This is a genomic window from Nostoc sp. 106C, from assembly GCF_002154725.1.
Taxonomy (GTDB): Bacteria; Cyanobacteriota; Cyanobacteriia; order Cyanobacteriales; family Nostocaceae; genus Aulosira.
Genome location: NZ_MTAW01000124.1, coordinates 72,996 through 94,899, shown reverse-complemented (window position 1 = coordinate 94,899; position 21,904 = coordinate 72,996). Strand labels below are relative to the sequence as shown.

Sequence of the window (21,904 nt, the reverse complement as noted above, 5' to 3'; positions counted from 1 at the left end):
TCCCTGTTTCCTATTCCATTTTTTTCATTCATTCATATTATGATATGTGGCAACTGCGGAAGGCGATATGCGGTTCAAGTAGCGGAAAATCCAATATTTAAAAATCGTATCTAAAATCACTGGGAATGTGGCAATAAATAAGAAGATAAAATCCCGATTTGCTGGTAATCCCCAATGGCGAGAGACACCTTCTAAAATTACTTCCCAGCCGTGAGGAGAGTGAAATCCTACAAAGATATCAGTAAACAAAATGATAATAAATGCTTTGGCGCTATCACTTAGACCATAGACAATATTATCGAAAAATTCTTTGATAATAGCGATAGAGGGTTTACTGACAAGCAAAAGCCAGATAAAAGCCCCTACAGAAAAAATATCTGAAAAAACATTTTTAATAGCATTAGAGCTTTCTTCGCGGAATTCCTCAGCAATTTCACTAGCTTTCTCCTTCATGTGAGTTTCTAGTTCTTCAGAAGATAGTGGTGGCGCTTTGCTAATCAGATTTTCAAATTTTATTCTTTCTTCAAACCTTTCTAAGGTTGCCAACGCTTCTTCTTCCATTTCAACATTTAAGAAGATTTGCACTGCTTCTGAACCTCGAAAACGTTCAACAAGAGGCCCAACTATCAATGCTTTTGCTAGCTGATGAGTCAGAAGTGGTACAATAATTAGTAGTAGAATAAACCTGATAGATATGATTGTTCTTCTTTGAGTTTGGCGAAAATTTTGAACGACATCTTGTTCAGAATTTGGATCTAATTCTACTTGCAGACGAGTAATAGTACTTAAAATCGACCTTGGTAATATCCCCGTTGTATTCGCTTTACCTTGAGGCTTTCTTCTGACGTTATTAGGGATTTTTGATATTGATGTTTGAGCAACTACTGAGTCAGTTTGGATCTTGGGAGGTTTATCCACTACTGCTAGGGAATTTACCTCATCCTCAACAACAGTATATTTTGAAAGCACTTGATCGATGAATCTGAGCTTTCCTAAAATTAAGGAAAGTTCCGGATATTCTATACCTGCTTTATTCGCGGCTTCTTGATTAGCTTCGTTTAAAAACCAACGACTACCTTTAAACTCTGTTAGTCGCATCCGAGCAATTTTTAATTGCTTTTTCAGATCAGACTGAAAATAATCCATGACATTGCTACTGTACATGGTTAAATTAGGGTCTATTTTATTACCATTGAAATGTTTGTCTTCTAATTCTTTAATCTTTAATGCCGCATTGTAAGCCTCATCCAGCGAACGCTCTGGCGTTCTTAAGTACCATCGGTAGAGACTCAGCAAGAAAGGGTAAATTTTTTGGCTAAAAACAGAGTTGTTCATCGTCCGCAATCATCCAGCATCATTTGGTGATTCTTAACCTTAAATTAACGCACGAAGTATACTAACAAATCTACAAGGAGAGGGTTTGTGGTTTCTCATTCTGTTTGGATTGTTGGTGGTAGCCGTAGTGGCAAGACTACTCGTTTAATCAAGGAGTTTTGTCATTGGGTACAAGGCGAACATCAGAAAAATGAATCATTTTATACTAACAATAAAGCGCAAAAAAAAGGTAAAAATTTAGCCAAACGCTGGGATGTCCGCCAAACAGAAACAGGAGTTTTGCTCTTGGCTGCTAACGATGATAACCGCCGAGAATTAGGAGATAGAATTGTTACGGCTACTTTAGGTAAATTTCCTGTAAGAGCTAAGACACCTCTGGGTTTTTTTCAGGATGAAGTGATTTTATTTTGGCCTTTGCTGATTCATTCTTTAAAGCTAAACGCCCAATTTCCTGTAAGATTGCGTCCAGAAACCGAGCAGGAATTGGCAACCAAGCTCTGGCGTTCGCAGTTAGATGAAGAAACTCTGCGCCGTGCAGGACTAAATGAGTATCGTTTGGTGCGGCGCATCCTAGATTTATTGCAATTAGCAGCCTACAGCGGTGAAAAGTGCGATTACATTTCCGAAATTTTGGCAAGTGGGTTAGGAGATAATCCGAGCAATTTAGAGCCGGATTTTCTCGCTTCTTTGCTGTTAGATTGGCGCGACTGGTGTTTACACAGGGGATTACTGACTTATGGGATTATTACTGAACTGTATAATCACCACTTGTTAACCAATGAAAATTATCAACAACATCTAGCGAAACGTTATCAAGCTGTTTTAGCAGATGATGTGGACGATTATCCTGGCATAGCCCGTAACTTGTTTGAGTTTTTGTTAGATCAAGGCGCAGTCGGGGCGTTTAGCTACAATCCTGAGGGTGCAGTACGCTTGGGATTAGGAGCAGATCCCAACTATTTAGAAGGATTAGCAGGGCGTTGTCAAGTAGAAACGTTGATTGGGCCACCTATAGAATCCTTGGCAATTGAGTTGGCTACACAAATGGTGGAATTAGCTACAGAACCAACGGTGATATTAAGCTTGCCAGAAACGGTACAGTCAATTCAAACTACCTCCCGTGCCCAACTGTTGCGGCAAACAGCAGAAGTGATTGTGGATGCAATTAAGTCAGGACAAGTAGAACCAGAAGAAGTGGCAGTAATTGCACCTGGTTTAGATGCGATCGCTCGTTATACCCTAATAGAAATCCTCAACAAGCAAAACATCCAGGTAGAACCACTTAACAACCAACGCCCTCTGATTAGTTCACCTGCAATTAGAGCATTACTCACTATGCTTGCCCTAGTCTATCCTGGTTTGGGACGCTTAGTAGATCGAGATGCCGTAGCCGAGATGCTTGTGATATTGAGTAGAAAGCAAAAAGCAGCAGACAACGCCTCAGAACTCAGTAGTGACATCGATCCTGTACGCGCTGGGTTGATTGCCGATTACTGCTTTGAACCGCATCCAGAACGCCCTAATTTGCTACCAGTGACAACTTTTGAGCGCTGGGATCGCATCGGCTATGCAGCCACAACAGCTTATAGTGAAATATTACAGTGGTTAGAGAGACAGCGATCGCAACAAGAACAACGTTTAATTCCTAGCCCTATTTCCCTGTTATACCTGGCAATTCAAGATTTTCTTTGTAAAGATACTAACCCCCCCTACGATCAACTAGCAGCTTTACGGGAATTGCTAGAAACTGCCCAACACTACTGGGAAATTAATACCAGACTCCAACAAACCAATTCCAAATTACCTGCCCTTAGTCCTTCTGAAGCTACCATTGCCGAATTTATTCAACTACTGCGGCGTGGTACGATTACTGCCAACCCCTATCCTTTACGGCCAATTGGTCCAGCCAGAAAAGCTGTCACCTTAGCAACAATCTTCCAATACCGTTCTAGTAGAAGATTTCATCGTTGGCATTTTTGGCTGGATGCTAGTTCGCCTCTTTGGGCAAAAGGTGGCGCAGCTACATTGTTTGGCGCGCCCTTGTTTCTTCAAGATAGGTTAGGTTCACCTTGGACAGCAGAAGATGACAAATTAGCAGAAGAACATCGGCTGCAAAGGATTTTGGCAGATTTACTTTCTCGTGTATCCGAAAAAGTTTATTTGTGCCATAGCGATTTAGCTGTGAATGGGCAAGAGCAACTAGGACCACTATTACCTTTAGTCAATGCCTGTGTGCCAATTAATTCTGAGGCTGCTGTTACTTGAGTGCCTTTATTTGAGTAGCTTCACTAAGAGTTTATCTAATTCAGGTCTTTCTTTATAAAGACTTTATTTAATCTCAGTTTCTTTACTTAAATATTTATTACATTAATACCTAGGAATAACACTTAGGGCAACAAAAATTTGCAATATTCATTCGGATACATCGGTTTATTAAAAGAAAAATCTTAAGTAAGCCATATATGACACTTGTATCTGATGGTAGCTTGATGATGATCTTGGCGATTGTTAATGTTTAAGTAAAATAGTACACAGTTAAAATGTTATTTTCTTTTACCAAATGATGCTTTAGGAGTAATCTTAACTGTGTCATCAAAATATTTAGTAATTCGGCATTAATAAACTTAATTCTATATAGGTAATAGTCTGCTGCAAACTTTACCAATTACCAAAATTTATTAAAACCCTAGCTTTTTGACATTAGTAAACCTACTCTTGCAATGAACATTACTGACCTGATATCACCCAAATTATTCAAAAATGAACCATTGTGGCTCTTGAGTATTACCGCAGGGCTAGAGGCAATTTGTCTTACCTTAGTTTGGAAAGCTCATGATATTGGCCATTTAGGCATGAGTATTCTGTTTTTATTCGCTACAGGCTCCCTATTATGGGACAAACGACATACATTACGCTTTGAAAGTGATGTTTTTTCTAGCATTGTGGGTTTGCTCCTAATTATTTGGGTACTATGGCAGAGCGCAACTCAGAATCTAGAACATACCCTTCGTCTTTTGTCTTTTACTTCTGCTTTTGGTGTCAGCTTGTTGGCTTCTGGCTTTAAGGGCTTAAAGCAATATTGGGAGGAACTGATTATTCTGTTTTTCTTAGGAGTACCCAGCGTACTTGCTGATTTATTAATTGATATTTCACCTTTGAGTGCCAAATTTGCTACATTTCTTTTGTGGTACTCAGGCTTTGATGTTACAAATGTTGGGGTCAATATTTATCTACCAACGGGTAGTATCAAGGTAGCTTATAGCTGTTCGGGAATAGACACAATCAACTATATATTAGGTATATCAATTATTGCGATGGTAATGTTCCCCATCGCTAAGATTAAGCGGTTCTTTGTGCCGATTTTTGCCATTATCTTAGGATTTGTCATCAATGGAGTACGGATTGCTATGTTGGCAGTGATGGAAGGAACAAACAAAGCTGCCTTTGATAGCTGGCACGGAGGACAGGCCTCCTATTCCTATGGCGTTTTGGGTATTCTAATTTTTGGGCTAGTCTACATGTTGCTGCTGAAACAAGAAGAGCAGCAAACTCAAAATAGTGAGAGGTCTTCAATTAATTAAGATATTACAAAAATCCTAAGTAGGTCGGTGTGAATATTTATCGTTGGGATGAGGCAGGAGGGAAGAGGGTTTAAGCCTATTTGATTTTTCTTAACATAGTTTTGTTTTTCCACACCGTTCTACTTAGTTAATGAATAGAAACCACCAAGAAACGCCAATGTAAGCTACATCAGTAAGAATCTGTATCTATCTTAAGGACACTGCTTTAAGTCTTCAGACTGGAAGCATGTGTCCGTTGTACATTTGTAATTTCATGTGCAGAAAATTGGATTTGCAAGAGATGCCCATGAAATACTAGCGATACAAAAACGCTGACAGACGCTTGTTAACAAAGTCTGTACTATTTTTTCACCTTTCCATTACCTCACATCATGCATTGTTGGAAAGGCTAGGGGTATTTGCGAAGCGTCTGTACCAGAGAATAGCAGCTAAATTAGTCAACAAACAGGTAATTGCTAGCCATAACAAGATATAAGTCGGAAGCATGACTACGCCAATGGCAAACCAACTATATACATGCATTACCATGACTAAAGCGAAAATACTGGCAAATACAGCAGCTTGCCAAATTTGACGTAATGGGCGATGTAATGCCGTCAGGATAATTGTCAGCACTGTGGCTAGCAAGTTGGCTGGCACCAGAAATGCACAAATGCTCACGCAGTTGGTGCGGGAGAACTCAGCTAATGTGTGGAAATCGAGCATCAATGTGTTGGGATAATGTTCGCATATACTAACAAATTTAATATATTTATAAATAATTGAACCAACCTTAGCATCCTATTGCAGTATCTAACTTAAATATGTAACATAATTTAAATTAATTTATGCTATTAAAAATTGTTAGTAGTGAGGATGGTGGGCATTACCCACCATAGCCAAATTAACCCATTAAAATTACCGTATCGATAACGTGAATTACACCATTATCTGCTTCGATATCTGCTGCTAAAACCGTGGCATTTTTCACTTCAAAACCATCAGAGCAATCAATTTTAATGGGTGAACCTTCCACAGAGTTAACTGTACCGAGTTTTGCTAAATCAGCCTGGAAAAGCTTTCCAGAAACAACATGATATTTTAAAATGCGCGTTAGTTGAGGAATATTCTGCACTAGAGTTTGTATAGTTCCTGGTGGTAACTTAGCAAAAGCATCATCATTTGGGGCAAAGACAGTGAACGGTCCAGGACTTTTTAATGTCTCTACTAAACCAGCAGCTTGGACAGCTGTTACTAAAGTTTTAAAAGAGTCAGCAGAAACTGCAATATCAACAATATCAGCCATGTATTTCACCTAAATCCATGTATCGTAACTTAAAGGATAGTAAATCCTTTTTAACTTTTGTTAAATAAATTTAGCTTGAAATAGGGCTGTCTGTATACAACGTATTCGCCTTATGATCGTCATAGAAAAATCTCTTTGTTAGCAAAATGTCCGAGCGGAGTTACGCCATTCTAGGAACTGGTGCATTAGGTGGCTTTTATGGTGCCAAACTGCAAAAAGCGGGCTTAGATGTCCACTTTTTGTTAAGGAGTGATTATAAATATGTCAGTCAATCTGGTTTGGTGATTGAATCGAAAGATGGTGATTTCACTCTGCCTCAAGTCCACGCCTACCATGATGTAGAAAAAATGCCACAATGTGATGTGGTGATGGTGGCACTGAAGACGACACAAAATCATTTACTGGCACAGATGTTACCACCCGTTGTCAAAGATAATGGGGTAGTGTTAATACTGCAAAATGGACTGGCGGTGGAAGAAGAAGTTGCCAAAATAGTTGGCAATGTCAGCATTATAGGTGGGTTGTGTTTTCTCTGTTCCAATAAAGTCGCAGCAGGACATATCCGCCATCTCGACTATGGACAAATTACCTTAGGGGAATATACGGCTAGTTATCAGCCTTGTGGGATTACAGATAAGATGCGGCAAATAGCCGATGACTTTATTAATGCTGGGATTTCGATAGAATTAACTGAGGATTTATTATTAGGGCGATGGAAAAAACTGGTATGGAACATCCCCTATAATGGCTTATCTGTAATTCTCAACGCTAGAACAGATGAATTAATGGCGTATAAACATACTCGGAATTTAGCTGAACAGTTGATGTATGAAGTTGCAGATGGGGCGAAAAGTTGCGATCGCATCATTCCTGATAGCTTTATTCAAATGATGCTCGACTATACCGTGAAGATGAAGCCTTATCGTACTAGTATGAAAATTGACTACGACGCACGCCGTCCTTTAGAAGTAGAAGCAATTTTTGGCAATCCATTACGAAAAGCTCAAGCAGCAGGTGTAAATTTATCGCAGATTAGCTGTATATATCAGCAGCTAAAGTTTTTGGATGAGAAAATCAGAGTGGGAGATCAGGAAAACGCTTAATTTCTTCTGCCACTCTGCAATTTTGTTAACGCCAAGACTCAAGAATTATCGCTATTGTAATTAAACACAACAGGATAAATCCCATAGGCATAAAAAACTGTTTTAGTAAATACATAAGTATGGGGATAATGTAAAACACACGCAAACCCCATGCGAGAATGAAAGCGATCGCCATCCCAAACAGGAGCCAAAAGAAATACTTTAACAACTGAGAAGCTAGGCGGAATAGAGGAGAGTATTGATTTGCAGCCATATTCTTTACTTGCTCATGATGATGAATTTGGAAAAGTTCAAACCCTATTGCTGGTAGCTAATTACTTGATGAAGTGAATTACTAACAGACTTTTGCTTTTGTTGTTTTTGATCGTTTTGCTTTTCACCGTTGGCTAATAGTTGAAATGCGATTAATAAAGCTAAAATCAGTAACCAGAAAAATCTTATGCCTGAGGAATACTGATTAATATCTCGTTCAACACCGCATTTCAGGCAAACGTATCTATCAGGATTCCGAGTATCTTGAGCAAAAGGGCAGGAACTCGAATTACAATCATGACGACAATCTTTACCCAACATTATTGAACCTCCTGTAGGGTGAGAACTTACATACTTGGGACGAACACGCTCTACAGAATCTAGTTAGCCAATACCTACTGCTTGATGAGCAGACATCACTTTCACGAGTTATTTATATAGACAAAAATTCATCTATGCGAGATACTAAACTTGCAGTAGTAGTGCTGGTACAATCTCTCCTCAACCAACCTTTCTGAGCGCTTAACTTAACTTTTCCTGTCTTAATTACAAGAGTAATATAGTTAAATTCAGATTACCGTAGGATAAAGTAGGCTTCCTACTGAGTAGGAAAAAGTATGTTGTAGTATGGCAAGGTAGAAGTATTAAAAATCTGGCGTTGCATAATGGAGGGAGGAATTGAGGTCATCTACTGTGCAATGTTCATACTGCGGGTCTACGGAAATTCGTAAAAATGGAAAGCGAAGAGGTAAACGCTCATTACATTTGCATATCATGCGATCGCCAATTTATTGACGTGTACGATCCACCAAAAGGATATTCTCAAGAGCTAAAACAAGAATGCTTAAAAATGTACCTTAATGGTATGGGTTTTCGTGCGATTGAACGGGTTAAAGGTGTGCATCATACTACTATTATTCATTGGGTCAAAAAACTAGGAGAACAACTGCCAGACGTACCCAAAGAAGATGTTGTTCCAGCAGTTGGAGAACTGGATGAATTAGAGACGTTTGTAGGCTCAAAAAAAACAAAATCTGGCTGTGGACAGCAGTAAACCACTTTACTCAAGGTATTTTAGCTTGGGTTTTAGGAGACCATAGCGCCGAAACATTTGAGCCATTATGGAAAACTGTTCAACAGTGGCAAAGCTATTTTTATGTGACTGATGGCTGGAAAGTTTACCCAAGTTTTATACCTGATGGTGACCAAATTGTAAGTAAAACATATATGACACGAGTGGAAAATGAAAACACCCGATTACGTCATTATCTGGCACGTCTTCACCGCAAAACCTTATGCTATTCTAAGTCTGAAGAAATGCTGAGATACTCAATTAAATTATTACTACACTATTTAAAGTATCAAATTGTACCTGAATAAATCAATTCCTCCCTTCATTCAGCAATGCCAAAAATCTTTACCCGCATAGGACTCTTGATTTTCTCAATGTCAGTAGGAATGGGTTAAACCCCTCTGTCTAAGGGCAGACATATACTTCGTTCAACTCATCCATATAGTACCGCTACGCTACAGGTGTTTACTACTTTAGGAATAATTAACAACAGCTGACAACCAACAACTGACAACTGACACGCGAGGTAGAGTAAAAATTATAGTTATAATTAAGTACAAATACTACTCAATCTCAGCCGATGGGTGCAGAAGAAGCCTTAGAGTTTGTAGATAATTTAGTTTTTCTTAGGACAGGAGAACACTTACATAAGGCTCAAAGGATTATTTTGCGTCATTTGTGGGAGGATGAAAAGCGAACTTACCACGATATTGCAGATAGCCGTGGTTACACAGAGGCACATTTAAAAGCAGTGGGTGCGCAGTTATGGCATCTACTGTCGAAAGTGCTGGGAGAAAAAGTTTCTAAATCAAACTTCTCTGGGGTGATTGAGAGATTGTGGCACACTCAACATGCACAAAACACCTACCAATGCATCTATTCAATCGTCAATGATGCAACACCCCAAGAGTTAGATTCTAACTTTGTAGGACGCGATCGCGAAATAGCAGAGTTACAAAACCTCGTCAGTCAGGAAAAGAAAATCATTTTGATTCAAGGTGAAGGCGGTGTCGGCAAAACAACTTTAGCGCGTAAGTACTTTAAAACGCAGGGTTTCTACTTTCTAGAACTATGGATGGCTCAAGAAAGCCAAAATATTGTCTCTGTAGAAAGTGTAGTTGAGGAATGGCTCAGAAAAGACTTTCAGGAAGAACCAGGAAGAGAGTTTGGCATTAATTTGGAGCGGTTACGGCGGAAGTTACGAAACCGATCTCGAAAGATTGGGGTCTTAATTGATGGATTGGAATCTGCTTTAGATAGAAATGGTCGGATAATTCTCGATCATCGTCCTTATATTGAATTGTTGAGAGTCCTCGCCGATCCGACAATTCATTCAGTAACTCTTATAACTAGCCGCGAACGTCTTTATGAGTCTGGAGTTGATGTAAATTTCTATTCACTAAAAGGATTGGGTGAGTCCGCTTGGAGACAATTTTTTACCAGTCGTCAGATTAATTTCCAAACAAACGCTCTCAGTCAAATGTGCAAAGCTTTTGGTGGAAATGCCAAAGCAATGGAAATTATTAGTGGTGCTATTATCAGAGATTTTGAAAAAGATGCTAATGTTTATTGGCGGGAAAATCAAAATAATTTGTTAGTTGAAGGTGTATTAGAGCATTTAGTTACCAGCCAGTTCGATCGCTTAGCACAAATGGATGCTGAAGCATATCGATTGCTGTGTCGTTTGGGATGCTATCGTTATCAAAATGTGACTCATGTTAGCATCAAGGGACTAGAATGCTTACTTTGGGATGTGCCAGAACAACTATCTAGACGAATTATTAAATCTCTTTGTGACCGTTCATTAGTAGAATTCCGTAAAGGAAAATATTGGCTGCATCCAGTGATTTGTACAGAAGCGATCGCACGTTTGCGATCAAGCGGCGAATGGCAAATAGCCAACCGCAAGGCAGCAGAATTTTGGACAGCTACTGTTAGCAAAATTGAATTTCCTCAAGATGCTTTAATGGCTCTAGAAGCTTATTATCATTATGTGGAAATAGGAGACTTTGAGCAAGCAGCTAATGTCATTCTAGATAACAGAGGTAATAGATGGGATAAGAGTATATCTTTGGGTGTGTTGTTTTACAGATTTGGTTTATTAGAAACATTAATTTCTGTAATTACACCACTGATTGAAAACTTAAAGTCTGAGTATTACTTAAGTAGACTTTATAATATGCTAGGGCGTGCATATCATCAAACAGGTAATATTGCCTTAGCACTTGATTGTCATGAACGAGCTAATCAAATTGCTGAGAGATCTGATATTTTTCAGGAAAAAATCTCGAGTAACTTTAATCTAGGACTTTGTTATATAGATTTGTGGGAACTTGAGCAAGCTAAAAATATTTTTTATTTTGTTAAAAACTTAAGTGAAACTGACGAAAACTATTATCAGTATGTTGTTTACTCTTTGTGTTGTTTAGCTTATATAAACTCTTCTTTAGGGATAAGAGAAGATGCTCTTGCTATCTTGCAAGAGGTTAAGGCAGGAATGACAAGCGAGAGATTAACTTCTTGGGGAGTAGGTACTAGTTTATTGTATACCAGCTTAACTTATAAAAATTTAGGTCATATAGAAACTGCAATTGAGATTTGCAACCAAGCTATTTCCCATTGTGAATACAATCAGTTCACTTATTTAAAAGCTAGAGCTACCTCTTGTCTTGCCTCCTTACATCGTGAAAAGGGAGAATTTATGGTAGCAATAAATAAGCATTTAGACGCTATCGTAAATATGGCTACCCTTTCTGATAAATGTAATCTGGCTAAAGCACATTATCAATTGGCTTTGACTTATCAAAGAATGGGTGAAGTTACAATTAGCCGAGATACTTTTAATCAGGCAATTTCCATCTTTAACGAAATGCAAGCACCCAAGCAGGTTCAAAAAGTACAAATAGCGATCGCCCGGCTTTAAAAATAACAAATATCTGAATAACGCCAGATGCTACTCTAGGAGGAAACCAGTCCAACTTATTGGTTCTCCCATAATAAGATCTAGATTTTAATTAACGGAAACCTAAAATTTCAGATATTGCCGCGACGATATCAAGATAAAAATTGCCACTCACGGCTCGAAATAACTCAAATTTAGATCCAGGTGCACCAAAAAATGGTCGTAAAAACCATCCCAACTGCATACCTACAAAAGCATACAAAAGTAACCACGATCTTAAAATAGTAGTGCGAGTTTTTTTACCTACCTCATCTTGTTTGGAAAGTAGCTGCATTCCTTCATAAAGGAATTTGATCCCAAATATACCTGTAATGCCAAAAATTAATACATTTAATAGTTTAAAAAATTGATAAGAATTGGGAGCAGTGATCATAAAAAATAGCGTAACTGGTGCCAAGCTGAATAACAGTACACTAATTACTGATACAGCTGTTAGCAATACTACAAAATGCTGTTGCAAACTGCTACGAGATCCAAATAAAACATTAAAAAAGAATAGAGTAGGAAAACAAATAATCAGTGTTAATAAATAAAAGGCGGGGAGTTTGATAGCACCAGATAATGCCTGTGCCCAGCTATGAGAGGCACCGATAATTGCACCATAAATTGCAAAACAAATGGAACTGGAAACAAACAAAGCGCTGATTTTACTTTGTAATCTTATCCCTTGACCAATTTCTTCTAAGAAACCCTGGCGATCGCGTAATAAACTGATTAAAATTCCAAATTGTTTGTTTTTGTAAGATGGCTTCTCTAGCATAATGGTTTTATGAGTGAATTCTTGATGGTTTAATTAATGAATTAATTACTTGCTAATTACTTATTAACGAATCCCTAAAAGATGGCCAATAGATTGTAGAACACTCAAATAAAAACTTCCTTCTCTATCTCTAAATAGTTGGAATACAGAACCAGGTGTTCCAAAAAATGGTCTGAGAGTCCATCCTAACTGGCTACCCACAAAAGCATAAAGAAATAGCCACGAGAGTATAATCTTGCGGCGTGTTTGGCTACCTTCATTATCTTGTTCTAATACTACACTTGTAGCTTGGTATAAAGAAGAAATACCGATAAATCCTGTAAAGGAAAATATCAGGACATTGAGCAAGATTAAAAACTGGTAATTATTAGTGGTAATCAAGAAAAATAGTGTAATGGGTGCAAAGCTAAATAACAGTACACTAGTTACGGAAACCGCAGTGAGTACCAGTGCAAAATGCTGTCCAAAACTACGTTTGGAACCAAAAATAATATTAGAAAAGTACAACGTGGGTAAACAAATTAGCAGCGTAATTAAATAGAGCGCTGGTAGTTTAATAGCCGAAGATACAGCTTGCATCCAGCTATGATATGCGCCAATAATACCGCCATAGATAGCCAGAAATATCGAACTGCAAACTAAAAGAGAAATAATTTTACTTGGTAATCTGACACTTTGAGTGATTTCTTCTAAAAAAGCTTGGCGATCGCGCAGTAAGCCAATTAGTACTGTAAAATATTTAATTCCTGAAGATTGCCGTTCAATCATCTTAATCCTCACACAAGTTTTTTAGTAAAAACGCGATTAATCATATTAATGATGCATCGCGTCTATAATTTTTGTTAAATTATCCATCCGCATAATCGCTGCCAGAACCAAACTTCCAACCATCAACTAGGCGATGCCAATAATATTGTTGTTGGCTTGGCAGGTGCTTTATCAATGTTTCTAGCATTGGACTCAGCCAAAATAAGGCAGTGTAAACACCTAAATTCCCGTAATGCACCACCCAATCCAATAAATTGATTAAACCTACTTGAGGAATTATTTTGGCAACTAATCCAGGATTTGCCAAACCAGTTTTCAAAAGTGTCTGTGTCAGTGCGGGAAACTGTACTACATCTTGCAAAAATGGCTTGAGCACGGTTGAACCCAACTGTTGCATTTCCTGAAATACTACTGAGAGTAGTTGGTTAATTTGATCTGGAGGAATATTTTGATGCACACCAACACTCATCGCTTTTTGAAACAACCAGGTAACAGCCAAACTTGGTTGATAAGGTTGCAGCAAAGCTAGCGCTTTTGCAGATAATTGCTCGGTTTGCAGCGCTTCTTGAATACCAAAAGTTAAACGCTTCAGGTGACGCACCATAGCACCAAAACCACCAAAACTTAAAGGGGATTGACTACCGCTACTATCTCCCACTGGCAAAATACGATTCCAAGGGGTTTTGAGGGGACTTTGGCGATAAGTGGGAAAAAAGCCAAACAGTGCCCGTTGAAACTTTAACTGACTCAATTCCACACCCTGATATTGTGGTAGAAGGCGTAGATATTCCTCAAACAGAGCTTCTAAACCTAAACGTTGTGGGTGTGCATCCATGTAGGTAAACAAGTAGGTGGTTCTGCCATCCCTTGCTGGGAAAGCTTCCCAGAAGTATTGGCATTGATTGTGCAAGGATGTAAATGATAACAACAAGTCACCCGAGCGATTTTCCGGAAAACCTTGAGCACAACTTCCCACAACTAAGCACAGCGCATCTGGCTTTTCTCCTTGACGTGCTTGTTGAGCGATGGGAGAGAGATGTCCCATTGCATCGATTAGTAATCTAGTTTTGAATTGGTTGTTTACCATCACCCCATTTGGATGAACTACTGCTTCACTCAAGGGTGTGTTTTCCCACAACTCACCCCCAGCAGCCAAAAATCGTGTTTTCAATGTAGCCAGTAGATAAACAGGATCTACACCAATATTGAGAACATCCTCTACCCAAACTTCTGTACCACCTTGAAAGCTGACTCTGGCTGGGTTATATTCCGTGGCGATCGCTTGTTCTAATTCTTCGTTCGTCAGTAAATTCAATTCCAAAAATATTTCTAACTCTTTGCGGGAAATGTTCCATTCTTGCTCTCTACCACGAAGGATTCCCCGCTCAATCAATCCTACTTTGGCTCCCTGCACAGCTAAGGCGCAACCAATTAAAATGCCTAAAGTCCCACCGCAGACAATTACATCCCAGTCTACGGTGTCCAAAAGTTGATTGTTCTGTTTGACTACCGTTGGTATCGGTGCACGATCTTCCCTCAGCGATGCTAAGATGCGATCGCTACGACGCAGTCCTTCCATCACATCGCCTGGTAGTTGGGAGAGAATATCTTCGGTGATGCTCATATTGAATAATCCCCTCTAATCATTGTGCTTACTAGGCTAGACCTCTTTCAGCATAGAGGGTAAATGCACTAACCTTGGTTAACTTATCCGCGATATCTCTGCAATGTAAATCAGGCTGTCATTGCATTTATAGCAATAGCAAAAATTTAAATACCAAAAATTGCAATTCAATTTTCTATTTTTACTTAATTATATATCTGCCTTCAGTAGGGTTAAAAATTAAATTTAATCTGATACCTTTGATTGCCAAATTTAATTATTAAAAGTAGAGTTTATCATCTGTAACCCTTACAATATCAGTATCTCTATGAATTCTCTATCAGTTTTATCTTTAATTTATCTACTTCTATCTTCAGTAGGGTTAAATCATAAATAGAACTTTGTTACCTTTATTTGAGACATAAAACATCGAAGAATTATAAGCGGAGTTTGTAATGGCATACACCCAAACTAGCGATTCTACTATTCGCGAACATGTTCAAGCTTGGCAAAAATTGGATGTGGATCAACAGCTAGCTTTGTTTTGGTTCATATACAAAGAAATGGGTGGCTCAATTACACCAGCAGCACCCGGTGCTAGCACTGTTTCCCCAGAAATTGCAGAAAGTTTGTTCAATCAAGTTAAAGAATTATCTCACGAAGAACAACTACAAGTTCAACGGGATTTAATTAACAAAGTTGATAATCAAATCTCCCGTGAATATGGTTCTTTTGGTGATACAACCAAGTTACTATTTTGGTATCGCTTATCTCAAGGCATGGATAACGGTACTATAATTCCTGTCCCTGCTGATTATCAGCTTCCATCACAATCTCAAGCTCTATTAGATCAGATTAAAGGATTAGGTTTTGAGCAGCAGATTACTCTTTTCCGTGATTATGTTGCACCAATGGGGGCTGAACCAAAAGCTGGTGCGGAAATTTAAATTCTGAACTTTTGCGTCTGCTGTAATAGTTAAATAAAAGCTTGCTTCCTATGGTTGATTAACTATAGGAAGCTAAATGTATGTGTATTAAAACAGAACTGAGAAATTCCCAATTTCGCCAATTATACTAAAGTCGATAGCGATCGCATCTTGGTTAAGTATATGATGCGTCTTAACAGTATGCCGTGGCTAGGTTACTGTTGGGGGATTGAACCAGATGAGTGAGCGCATCAGGGCACAGCGCCAGAAAGCAGGTACATCCAAATCTACAAATCCATCGCTAACATCACCAACATCCCCTTCGTTGGCGAATTTAACACGCGGTTTTAGTTTGCCAGCAGAGCGGATTTTGGCTAAAAAAGTGGATCGGGAGTCGTCAAACCCCCAAGCATTGCCGTCTGATGGTGAAACGTTGGCAGAAGAAGCTTCACTACAACAGCCTTTAAGTCACGATATTAGCCGGATATCACTGCGTCCCCAAGCCAGACTTACTTCTAATTTAGAGGTACAACGATTCGGGGACAAAGACGCTGAATTGCTAACAGCTGCACAGGTGAGTTCAGCTAAAGCTTATTATGCTAGCCGTAGTAAACAATATACGCCTGAGATTATTACGCAGATTCAGCAGACAGTCGGAAGTACACCTACAGGAGCGATTGACGACGAGACAATTCAAGCTGTGGCAAAATGGCAGCAGGAACACCCACCCCTGAAGGTAGATGGTAAAGCAGGGCCAAGAACCTTACCAGCAGCATTCCCTACAGGATTAGCCACAACTGATGCTACTGATGAGTATGTAGGTGAAGCCAAGCAAGTTCAGGCTGATTGGGCAAAACTGAAAACTACAAATGAACGAGCCGATGCTTTGTTAACAGTAGTCAACAAGCAACTTACGGCTGCGGGTGTACCTGCTTGTAACAAGGCTATCAAAGATTTGGGAGCAGATGCAGGTCAGTTTGATTTTGTTACCTGGACATTAGATTTAGGCAAAGAAGCTTTTTCCCAAGCCTCACTGACTGATGAAGCGGCGGCCGATATTGCTGATACGGTCTACCATGAATCCCGACATGCGGAACAATGGTATATGATGGCGCAGATGCTAGCTGGAAAGGGAAAATCTGCCAAAGCGATCGCCAAAGAGATGGACATTCCCCCTAATATTGCCAGCAGTGCTGTCAACAACCCACTCAAATCAGGCAGTATGGAAGCACTCATAGCTGAAGGCTGGTATGAGAGTGTATATGGAGCAAAGGCAGATTATCGCGATCGGGTTCTTACAGATCTCGATACCAAACAAAAAGCTTTAGACAAAGCTAAAGAGCAGCATGATAAGTCTCCTACAGATGCTAATCAGGCAAAGCTAGATAAAGCGCAGAAGCAGTATGACATAGCATACGAGAAGTACAGAGACTTGCCAGAGGAAGCTGATGCTTGGAGAGTGGGTGGAGCAGTTACAGATGCTTATCTCAAAAAGTAAACTTCTCCAGATAATCGCCATTTCTCTCTGCGCTTTAACTAGCTGTCAGACTGGTGCAATATCTATTTCCCAACCTCATAAAAGTGCGATCGCACCCTTACAGGCAAAGCTGAATCAGGAGACAACAATGATTGAGACTTTACAAAAGCTGTGTAATGTTTTATCTAACGCACCCTTGACTGCCCAAGAAGCTGCCACCAGCCTAGGTACAATTGTAGAAGACCAAGGAAAGGACTGGCCTGTGATTGTTCGGCCATCGAATTCTGCTTTTAAAGAGGCGCAGATTGTACGGCAAGCCGGAACTAATGAGCCAGCACACGTAGAACTTATTTTAGCTGAGACAAATAAACTTACAGTGAAAATGCTGAGTGATGCTTTTGGTAATTATTCAAAACCACCAAAGCTTCATAGCAATAGACCAACCAAACTAGTTTTTGAGGTTGATATTCCAAATATGCCACGTACTTGTGCAGTTATTGCGGATGTCACGCCACAAGAGCATGGTGTCGAAGATGGCATTGTCAATTCAGTAACAGTCAGGCGCGACATCAGGTTGGAATAGACTGAAGCTTATAAGTACCCCTCAACTTCCGCAAATTTACGCAACCGGGGTAAACACTGACGCTGATAAAAACTGCTTAAAGTTGGAATTGATAAACCAAATTCCTCAGACAATTCTTTCCAACTAGCTTCTGGGGGTAAGCGTTTCAAAATTAATACCTGACAATTTACATCTGGACGCCCTTTAATACAAGTACTGCATAGTTCCCCGCTGGTATCGGCTTCCGCCCAGATCCTGACGTTTTCCAAAATTGGTGGAGCTTCCGGGGTAGCAGCTAGGTTCTCTACTGGGTCAATCGTGTTACTATTGTCGCCTGAAGTAGAATGGCGCACCTTCAAAGGTACTTTAATTATTTGTTCTCGCTGCTGGTAGAGGTAAAAGTCTTGAAGTCGGCGTTTTAAATAGGCATTCAGCCAAGTTACAACACTTCCATAAGTGGGATCGTAAGCTTGACCTGTGCTAGCTTCACAAATGTTGCGGCAAAAATATAACCAAGTTTGTTGCAGTGCGTCTTGATAATAGGAAGTACTTTCCTTCCAGAGTCTACTTGCACTCAAACGAATGATTTGCGTAAGCAGCTTCTGACGCTGAGGACTCCCGGGTGGGTTTTCACAGGCTTGTGCAACTAAGTAGCGTAGCTGTTCATCCAATTCAACCATACCAATCTGAGTTAAGAACGCAAGAATATCATAGTATTGCGTGTAACAATGTACTAAAAAATTACCCTCTGTCGTGATATTGGTTTTCAGGACTGACGCAAGTGTTAGGGATTTCTTGTTGAGGCTGTTATTGGTCAACGGTTCTTAAAGTTTAGACTCTTGATAGCCCTAACCTTTATTTAGTGTGCCAGTTGCGTAATCCCATTTTAGATTTTGCGAAAAGTTGAGCCAGTGCGTTGGAGAGCCAGTGCGTTGCGGTGAATCCAGCCCTGAAGGCGGGTTTCCTGCCGTAGGGGACTGGTGAACCCGGAGGGAGGTTCCCTCCGTTGTAGCAAGTAGCGTCGGGTTTCCCGGCTTAAAGCACCTGGCGTTGCGTGGGCGGGTTTCCCAACTTGAGCAAACTTTTCAAGCTAGATTTTGGAGCCACTGCGTTGCGCGGGTTCCCAAGGCACTCCGTTGGGCGGCTCCGCCGACTTGTAGACACCCGGAGGGTGGCTTCCCGCAGGGTAGGAAGTGCCGCCGCGTTGTAGCAAGTGGCGTGATTGTGAAACATCTATTGGATAAGCGTTTTAGATTTCCATCTGTCGCAATCATTTTTCAAATTGATGTAAGCTTTATTTTCCTATCTCATAAAACAAATAAAGACTTTGAGGGATTCTGACAGAAAAGACGCAAAGAGGTAATTAGGTTACCTTTCTTCACGTCTTGCTGAAGCTGCGAATTATGCGACTTCAAAACACATTAGCTGAGTGCGATCTAGCTATAACCCCAGCCAAGAAAAGAAACTTTGCCACCAAGAAGTTGTGATCTCGCCAACAGTCAACTTCATTTTGCGGCGAATGTCTTGAATATTCCAGTTGGTTAGCTTGGCTAGAGTTTGCGCCTCTTGTTCAAAACGCTTAGGCAAAGACTGCTTATATTCCCGCCCAGCTGGACATTTGACTTCACCTAAAAATGGATGTTGTAAAATGTAGCGCCCCTGAAAAGATTCGCGATTGGAAGTGTCTTGGAACATCGGATCTTCAGGAAATTTGTTGCGGGTATAACGGATATGCAACCGACTGATGAAGACACTACTGCTAGAAACAGGAGGACGGAAACTACGAGGTGCTGGAACTCCATTAGCGGAATCACCATCCAGCCAAAATACACCTGCTTGCTTGAGTTCCTCTTGAGATAAGGGTTCGGCAGAACAAGGATCGCAACTACTCATATCCCAAGCATATTCTAAGAAAGCCACTTTCCGGTCTTCTTTATTGTAGGAAGTCTGGAACATAGACTTATAAAATTCGCCAAATTCATCTTTGACAAAAAGTGGAATGTTGGTATTAGAGGGAATTTTTACTGTTCGGTAGTTGGTAGTTTCTGCTTGCCCTTTCGGCGATAGGATATAGACAATTACATCCTGCTCGCTGGCAGCGTTGATCATGCCTAAACGAATAGGCAGCATGAACCTGGGTGATTTGTAGGAAATTTGTAGAGGACGGAGTAACTGATAGCCAGATGCCTCAAATTTATCGAGGTTGACTTTAGCAACAAAGAATTTCATTGAGGAACGAACATAAGGCTGAAGTAACTCTTTTGCTCCTTTTGGAATTTTGTAGCCATTGCGGTTCAGCCAGGTTTCCAATCCTCCAGATTCTTTAGCGCTGAGAATCACAATGTCGTATTCGCCAACGTTAAAACGCGCCTCAACAGTGACACCCAAACTATCAGCACGCCCTCTTGTACCCCCTGCTTCATTTCTAGATGCTGGTGCAGGTGCTGCTTGAGGTTTGTCATACTCATAAAGTTGAGCACAGGGATCTGAGTCGAAATATTCTACCAATCGCGGTGCGCTAAAAGCATCTAAACGCTCGATAATCTTGGGTTCAGCAACATGGACTTGCTCTTTTTGCAGCACTGTTGGTACAGGTACAACGATCGCAAAATCTTTGACTTCGCCTTGAAAATCGTTAGCCATTGTCAAGACGGTGCGATCGCCATCCCGCGCAATCACTACCTGAGAAGCTTTGTTATACAGCTTAGTATCAGCTTTGGAGACATAAAATCCACAGAATGCCCATGCTGTAGGGGCAAAGCATAGCACAGCTATCAATGCCATCACTATTGGGATAAAGAATCTTAAAGGTTTCATTTTATTTCTCGATTGTTTTCAGTGTTTAAAACATTTACGGACTGGGCATTAGAGGCTGGGGACTTGATACTGGAGAATTTTCAGTAACACTAGTGTTCCTATCTTTTCTCAACCAGGAAAATTCTGGGGCTGACCAGAAGGCATCGAACAGAAGAGTCAACGGCGCTAGGATAAACAGTGCCCAGAAAACTGCGCTGGAAATAAAAAAGTAATTCCGCAGTATAAAAGTCAATATGGCAATGCAGAATGCCCAAACTATCCGCCCGATTCTGGCATTGGGAATTGACCGCGGATCGGTGACCATAAATAAGGCAAATAACAACAAAGATCCACTCATCAACCGATGCCAGTAAACATCCCATGTCCAACCCAGCCAGAGATTACGAATCGCCTCTAGCAGTGAGTAAGAACCCAAGAATGCGGCTGTAGTGTCCCAGCGACCAATTCGCTGCACAATCATGCCACCAGTCCCGACAAACAACAGCCCATACCACCAATCCTCTCCCCACTGTCCTGGTGAAACCCAAGCATCAGAGGTAAGTAGTAAAGCAGTAATAATGCCAAAGTTTGCTGGATTGAAGAAATGCTTATTACCAACCTGGAAGAAAAATTTGCTAGCGATCGCACTTACTGCGGCTAAAGCCATTGTTGTCCAATGATCGGCCCGCAACAGTAAGCTGAGTCCTAATGAGGTAATTAGGGCACTACGAATATTTAGCTTTTGTTCTTGGCTAATAATCGATGACAAAATCCATTGCGTTAATAGACAAGTGGCGATCGCCACCCCTATCATCTCTGGTCGCAGTGTCCAGTCCCTTGTCCCAATTCCCAAAACTAGGAACAAGGAAAGAAACAGAATCTGATAATCTCGGATATCATTAAGCAACATTACCCGTCTACTCAGGGATTACTCGGAGTTTTTTCATCAATTTAGACGGATACAAACTAAAATACACGGTTGTTACAGTTTTTGTTACAAACTGATTTCAATTCAAAAATGTTTGTAACAGATAAGACGCTCAAAGCTACTTTTTGCTTCCTAAGTAGTTACTCAAAATTAATTACACAGTGTCATTGCTTTATGCAGCGAAGCGGAATGTAGACGCGCAGCGGCTTCCCGCAGGGTAGCAATCCCACCCCTTGCGATTGCTACCCTGCGGGAACGCTTTCAGCGTTAAGCGAAGCTATGCCGCAGGCTTTACGCTTCGCTCGCAATGACTGTAAATATTGTTGTTTAGGTACTTAACTACAATGATTGATAGAGGAAGATACCGCTGGAGGAAAAATCATGAAACCTGTGCAGCAAGGAAACACACCAAGGTATCAAAAAACAGAAGCGCTTCTACAACAGATTCAGCAGTAGGAACCGCAAAACTATTTTCTCAAAGATAACGCTAATAA

Annotated in this window: 18 protein-coding genes and 1 pseudogene; 8 read left to right on the top strand and 11 right to left on the bottom strand. The window is 40.3% G+C overall.

Annotation, left to right across the window (positions count from 1 at the left end; translation table 11 throughout):
* Positions 1–24: 24 nt before the first annotated feature.
* Complete coding sequence (locus tag BV375_RS18460; protein ID WP_208096049.1) at positions 25–1,344, bottom strand: proton extrusion protein PcxA; 1,320 nt, start codon at positions 1,342–1,344, stop codon at positions 25–27.
* Between the two features lie 78 nt (positions 1,345–1,422).
* Between BV375_RS18460 and BV375_RS18455 the strand changes: the two genes are divergently transcribed.
* Together BV375_RS18455 and crtA are read left to right on the top strand one after the other, a co-directional pair.
* Entirely contained in the window at positions 1,423–3,600 is a 2,178-nt protein-coding gene (locus BV375_RS18455) for a hypothetical protein (protein WP_086762944.1), read from the top strand.
* 455 nt (positions 3,601–4,055) lie between these two features.
* Positions 4,056–4,916, top strand: coding sequence for a cyanoexosortase A (crtA, locus tag BV375_RS18450; RefSeq protein ID WP_086762942.1), 861 nt, complete (start codon positions 4,056–4,058; stop codon positions 4,914–4,916).
* Between the two features lie 369 nt (positions 4,917–5,285).
* Here the strand turns inward: crtA and BV375_RS18445 are convergent, their stop codons facing one another.
* Entirely contained in the window at positions 5,286–5,621 is a 336-nt protein-coding gene (locus BV375_RS18445) for a hypothetical protein (RefSeq protein WP_086762940.1), read from the bottom strand.
* Positions 5,622–5,799: 178 nt separating this feature from the next.
* Entirely contained in the window at positions 5,800–6,201 is a 402-nt protein-coding gene (locus BV375_RS18440) for a fasciclin domain-containing protein (protein WP_086762938.1), read from the bottom strand.
* A 146-nt stretch (positions 6,202–6,347) separates the two neighbouring features.
* On the opposite strand from BV375_RS18440, the gene BV375_RS18435 reads away from it, so the two are divergent.
* Positions 6,348–7,304 (top strand): putative 2-dehydropantoate 2-reductase, encoded by a 957-nt coding sequence (locus tag BV375_RS18435; RefSeq protein ID WP_086762936.1) that lies wholly within the window; start codon positions 6,348–6,350, stop codon positions 7,302–7,304.
* A 25-nt stretch (positions 7,305–7,329) separates the two neighbouring features.
* Here BV375_RS18435 and BV375_RS18430 read toward each other — a convergent pair whose 3' ends face one another.
* Together BV375_RS18430 and BV375_RS18425 are read right to left on the bottom strand one after the other, a co-directional pair.
* Positions 7,330–7,557 (bottom strand): hypothetical protein, encoded by a 228-nt coding sequence (locus tag BV375_RS18430; RefSeq protein WP_086762934.1) that lies wholly within the window; start codon positions 7,555–7,557, stop codon positions 7,330–7,332.
* 44 nt (positions 7,558–7,601) lie between these two features.
* Positions 7,602–7,877, bottom strand: coding sequence for a hypothetical protein (locus tag BV375_RS18425; RefSeq protein WP_086762932.1), 276 nt, complete (start codon positions 7,875–7,877; stop codon positions 7,602–7,604).
* Positions 7,878–8,249: 372 nt separating this feature from the next.
* Here BV375_RS18425 and BV375_RS18420 point away from each other — a divergent pair.
* Together BV375_RS18420 and BV375_RS18415 are read left to right on the top strand one after the other, a co-directional pair.
* Positions 8,250–8,936 (top strand): annotated as a pseudogene (locus tag BV375_RS18420) (IS1 family transposase).
* A 272-nt stretch (positions 8,937–9,208) separates the two neighbouring features.
* Complete coding sequence (locus BV375_RS18415; RefSeq protein WP_086762930.1) at positions 9,209–11,551, top strand: ATP-binding protein; 2,343 nt, start codon at positions 9,209–9,211, stop codon at positions 11,549–11,551.
* 91 nt (positions 11,552–11,642) lie between these two features.
* On the opposite strand, the gene BV375_RS18410 is transcribed toward BV375_RS18415, so the two are convergent.
* The 3 genes from BV375_RS18410 to BV375_RS18400 form a co-directional block, all read right to left on the bottom strand.
* Positions 11,643–12,350, bottom strand: coding sequence for an actin-binding WH2 domain-containing protein (locus BV375_RS18410; RefSeq protein WP_086762928.1), 708 nt, complete (start codon positions 12,348–12,350; stop codon positions 11,643–11,645).
* Between the two features lie 63 nt (positions 12,351–12,413).
* Positions 12,414–13,118, bottom strand: coding sequence for an actin-binding WH2 domain-containing protein (locus tag BV375_RS18405; protein WP_086762926.1), 705 nt, complete (start codon positions 13,116–13,118; stop codon positions 12,414–12,416).
* Positions 13,119–13,197: 79 nt separating this feature from the next.
* Entirely contained in the window at positions 13,198–14,742 is a 1,545-nt protein-coding gene (locus BV375_RS18400; RefSeq protein ID WP_086762924.1) for an FAD-dependent oxidoreductase, read from the bottom strand.
* A gap of 434 nt (positions 14,743–15,176) precedes the next feature.
* Between BV375_RS18400 and BV375_RS18395 the strand changes: the two genes are divergently transcribed.
* The 3 genes from BV375_RS18395 to BV375_RS18385 all read left to right on the top strand — a co-directional run bounded on the left by BV375_RS18395 (position 15,177) and on the right by BV375_RS18385 (position 17,707).
* Complete coding sequence (locus BV375_RS18395; protein ID WP_086762922.1) at positions 15,177–15,668, top strand: orange carotenoid protein N-terminal domain-containing protein; 492 nt, start codon at positions 15,177–15,179, stop codon at positions 15,666–15,668.
* A 217-nt stretch (positions 15,669–15,885) separates the two neighbouring features.
* Positions 15,886–17,145 (top strand): peptidoglycan-binding domain-containing protein, encoded by a 1,260-nt coding sequence (locus BV375_RS18390; protein WP_086762920.1) that lies wholly within the window; start codon positions 15,886–15,888, stop codon positions 17,143–17,145.
* Positions 17,126–17,707 (top strand): hypothetical protein, encoded by a 582-nt coding sequence (locus tag BV375_RS18385; RefSeq protein ID WP_086762918.1) that lies wholly within the window; start codon positions 17,126–17,128, stop codon positions 17,705–17,707. Before BV375_RS18390 ends, BV375_RS18385 begins: the two co-directional genes overlap by 20 nt.
* An 8-nt stretch (positions 17,708–17,715) precedes the next feature.
* On the opposite strand, the gene BV375_RS18380 is transcribed toward BV375_RS18385, so the two are convergent.
* The 3 genes from BV375_RS18380 to BV375_RS18370 form a co-directional block, all read right to left on the bottom strand.
* Complete coding sequence (locus BV375_RS18380) at positions 17,716–18,366, bottom strand: hypothetical protein (protein WP_086762916.1); 651 nt, start codon at positions 18,364–18,366, stop codon at positions 17,716–17,718.
* Between the two features lie 760 nt (positions 18,367–19,126).
* Positions 19,127–20,503, bottom strand: coding sequence for a DUF2330 domain-containing protein (locus BV375_RS18375; RefSeq protein WP_086762914.1), 1,377 nt, complete (start codon positions 20,501–20,503; stop codon positions 19,127–19,129).
* Between the two features lie 34 nt (positions 20,504–20,537).
* Positions 20,538–21,392 (bottom strand): RnfABCDGE type electron transport complex subunit D, encoded by an 855-nt coding sequence (locus BV375_RS18370; protein ID WP_086762912.1) that lies wholly within the window; start codon positions 21,390–21,392, stop codon positions 20,538–20,540.
* Between the last annotated feature and the right edge of the window lie 512 nt (positions 21,393–21,904).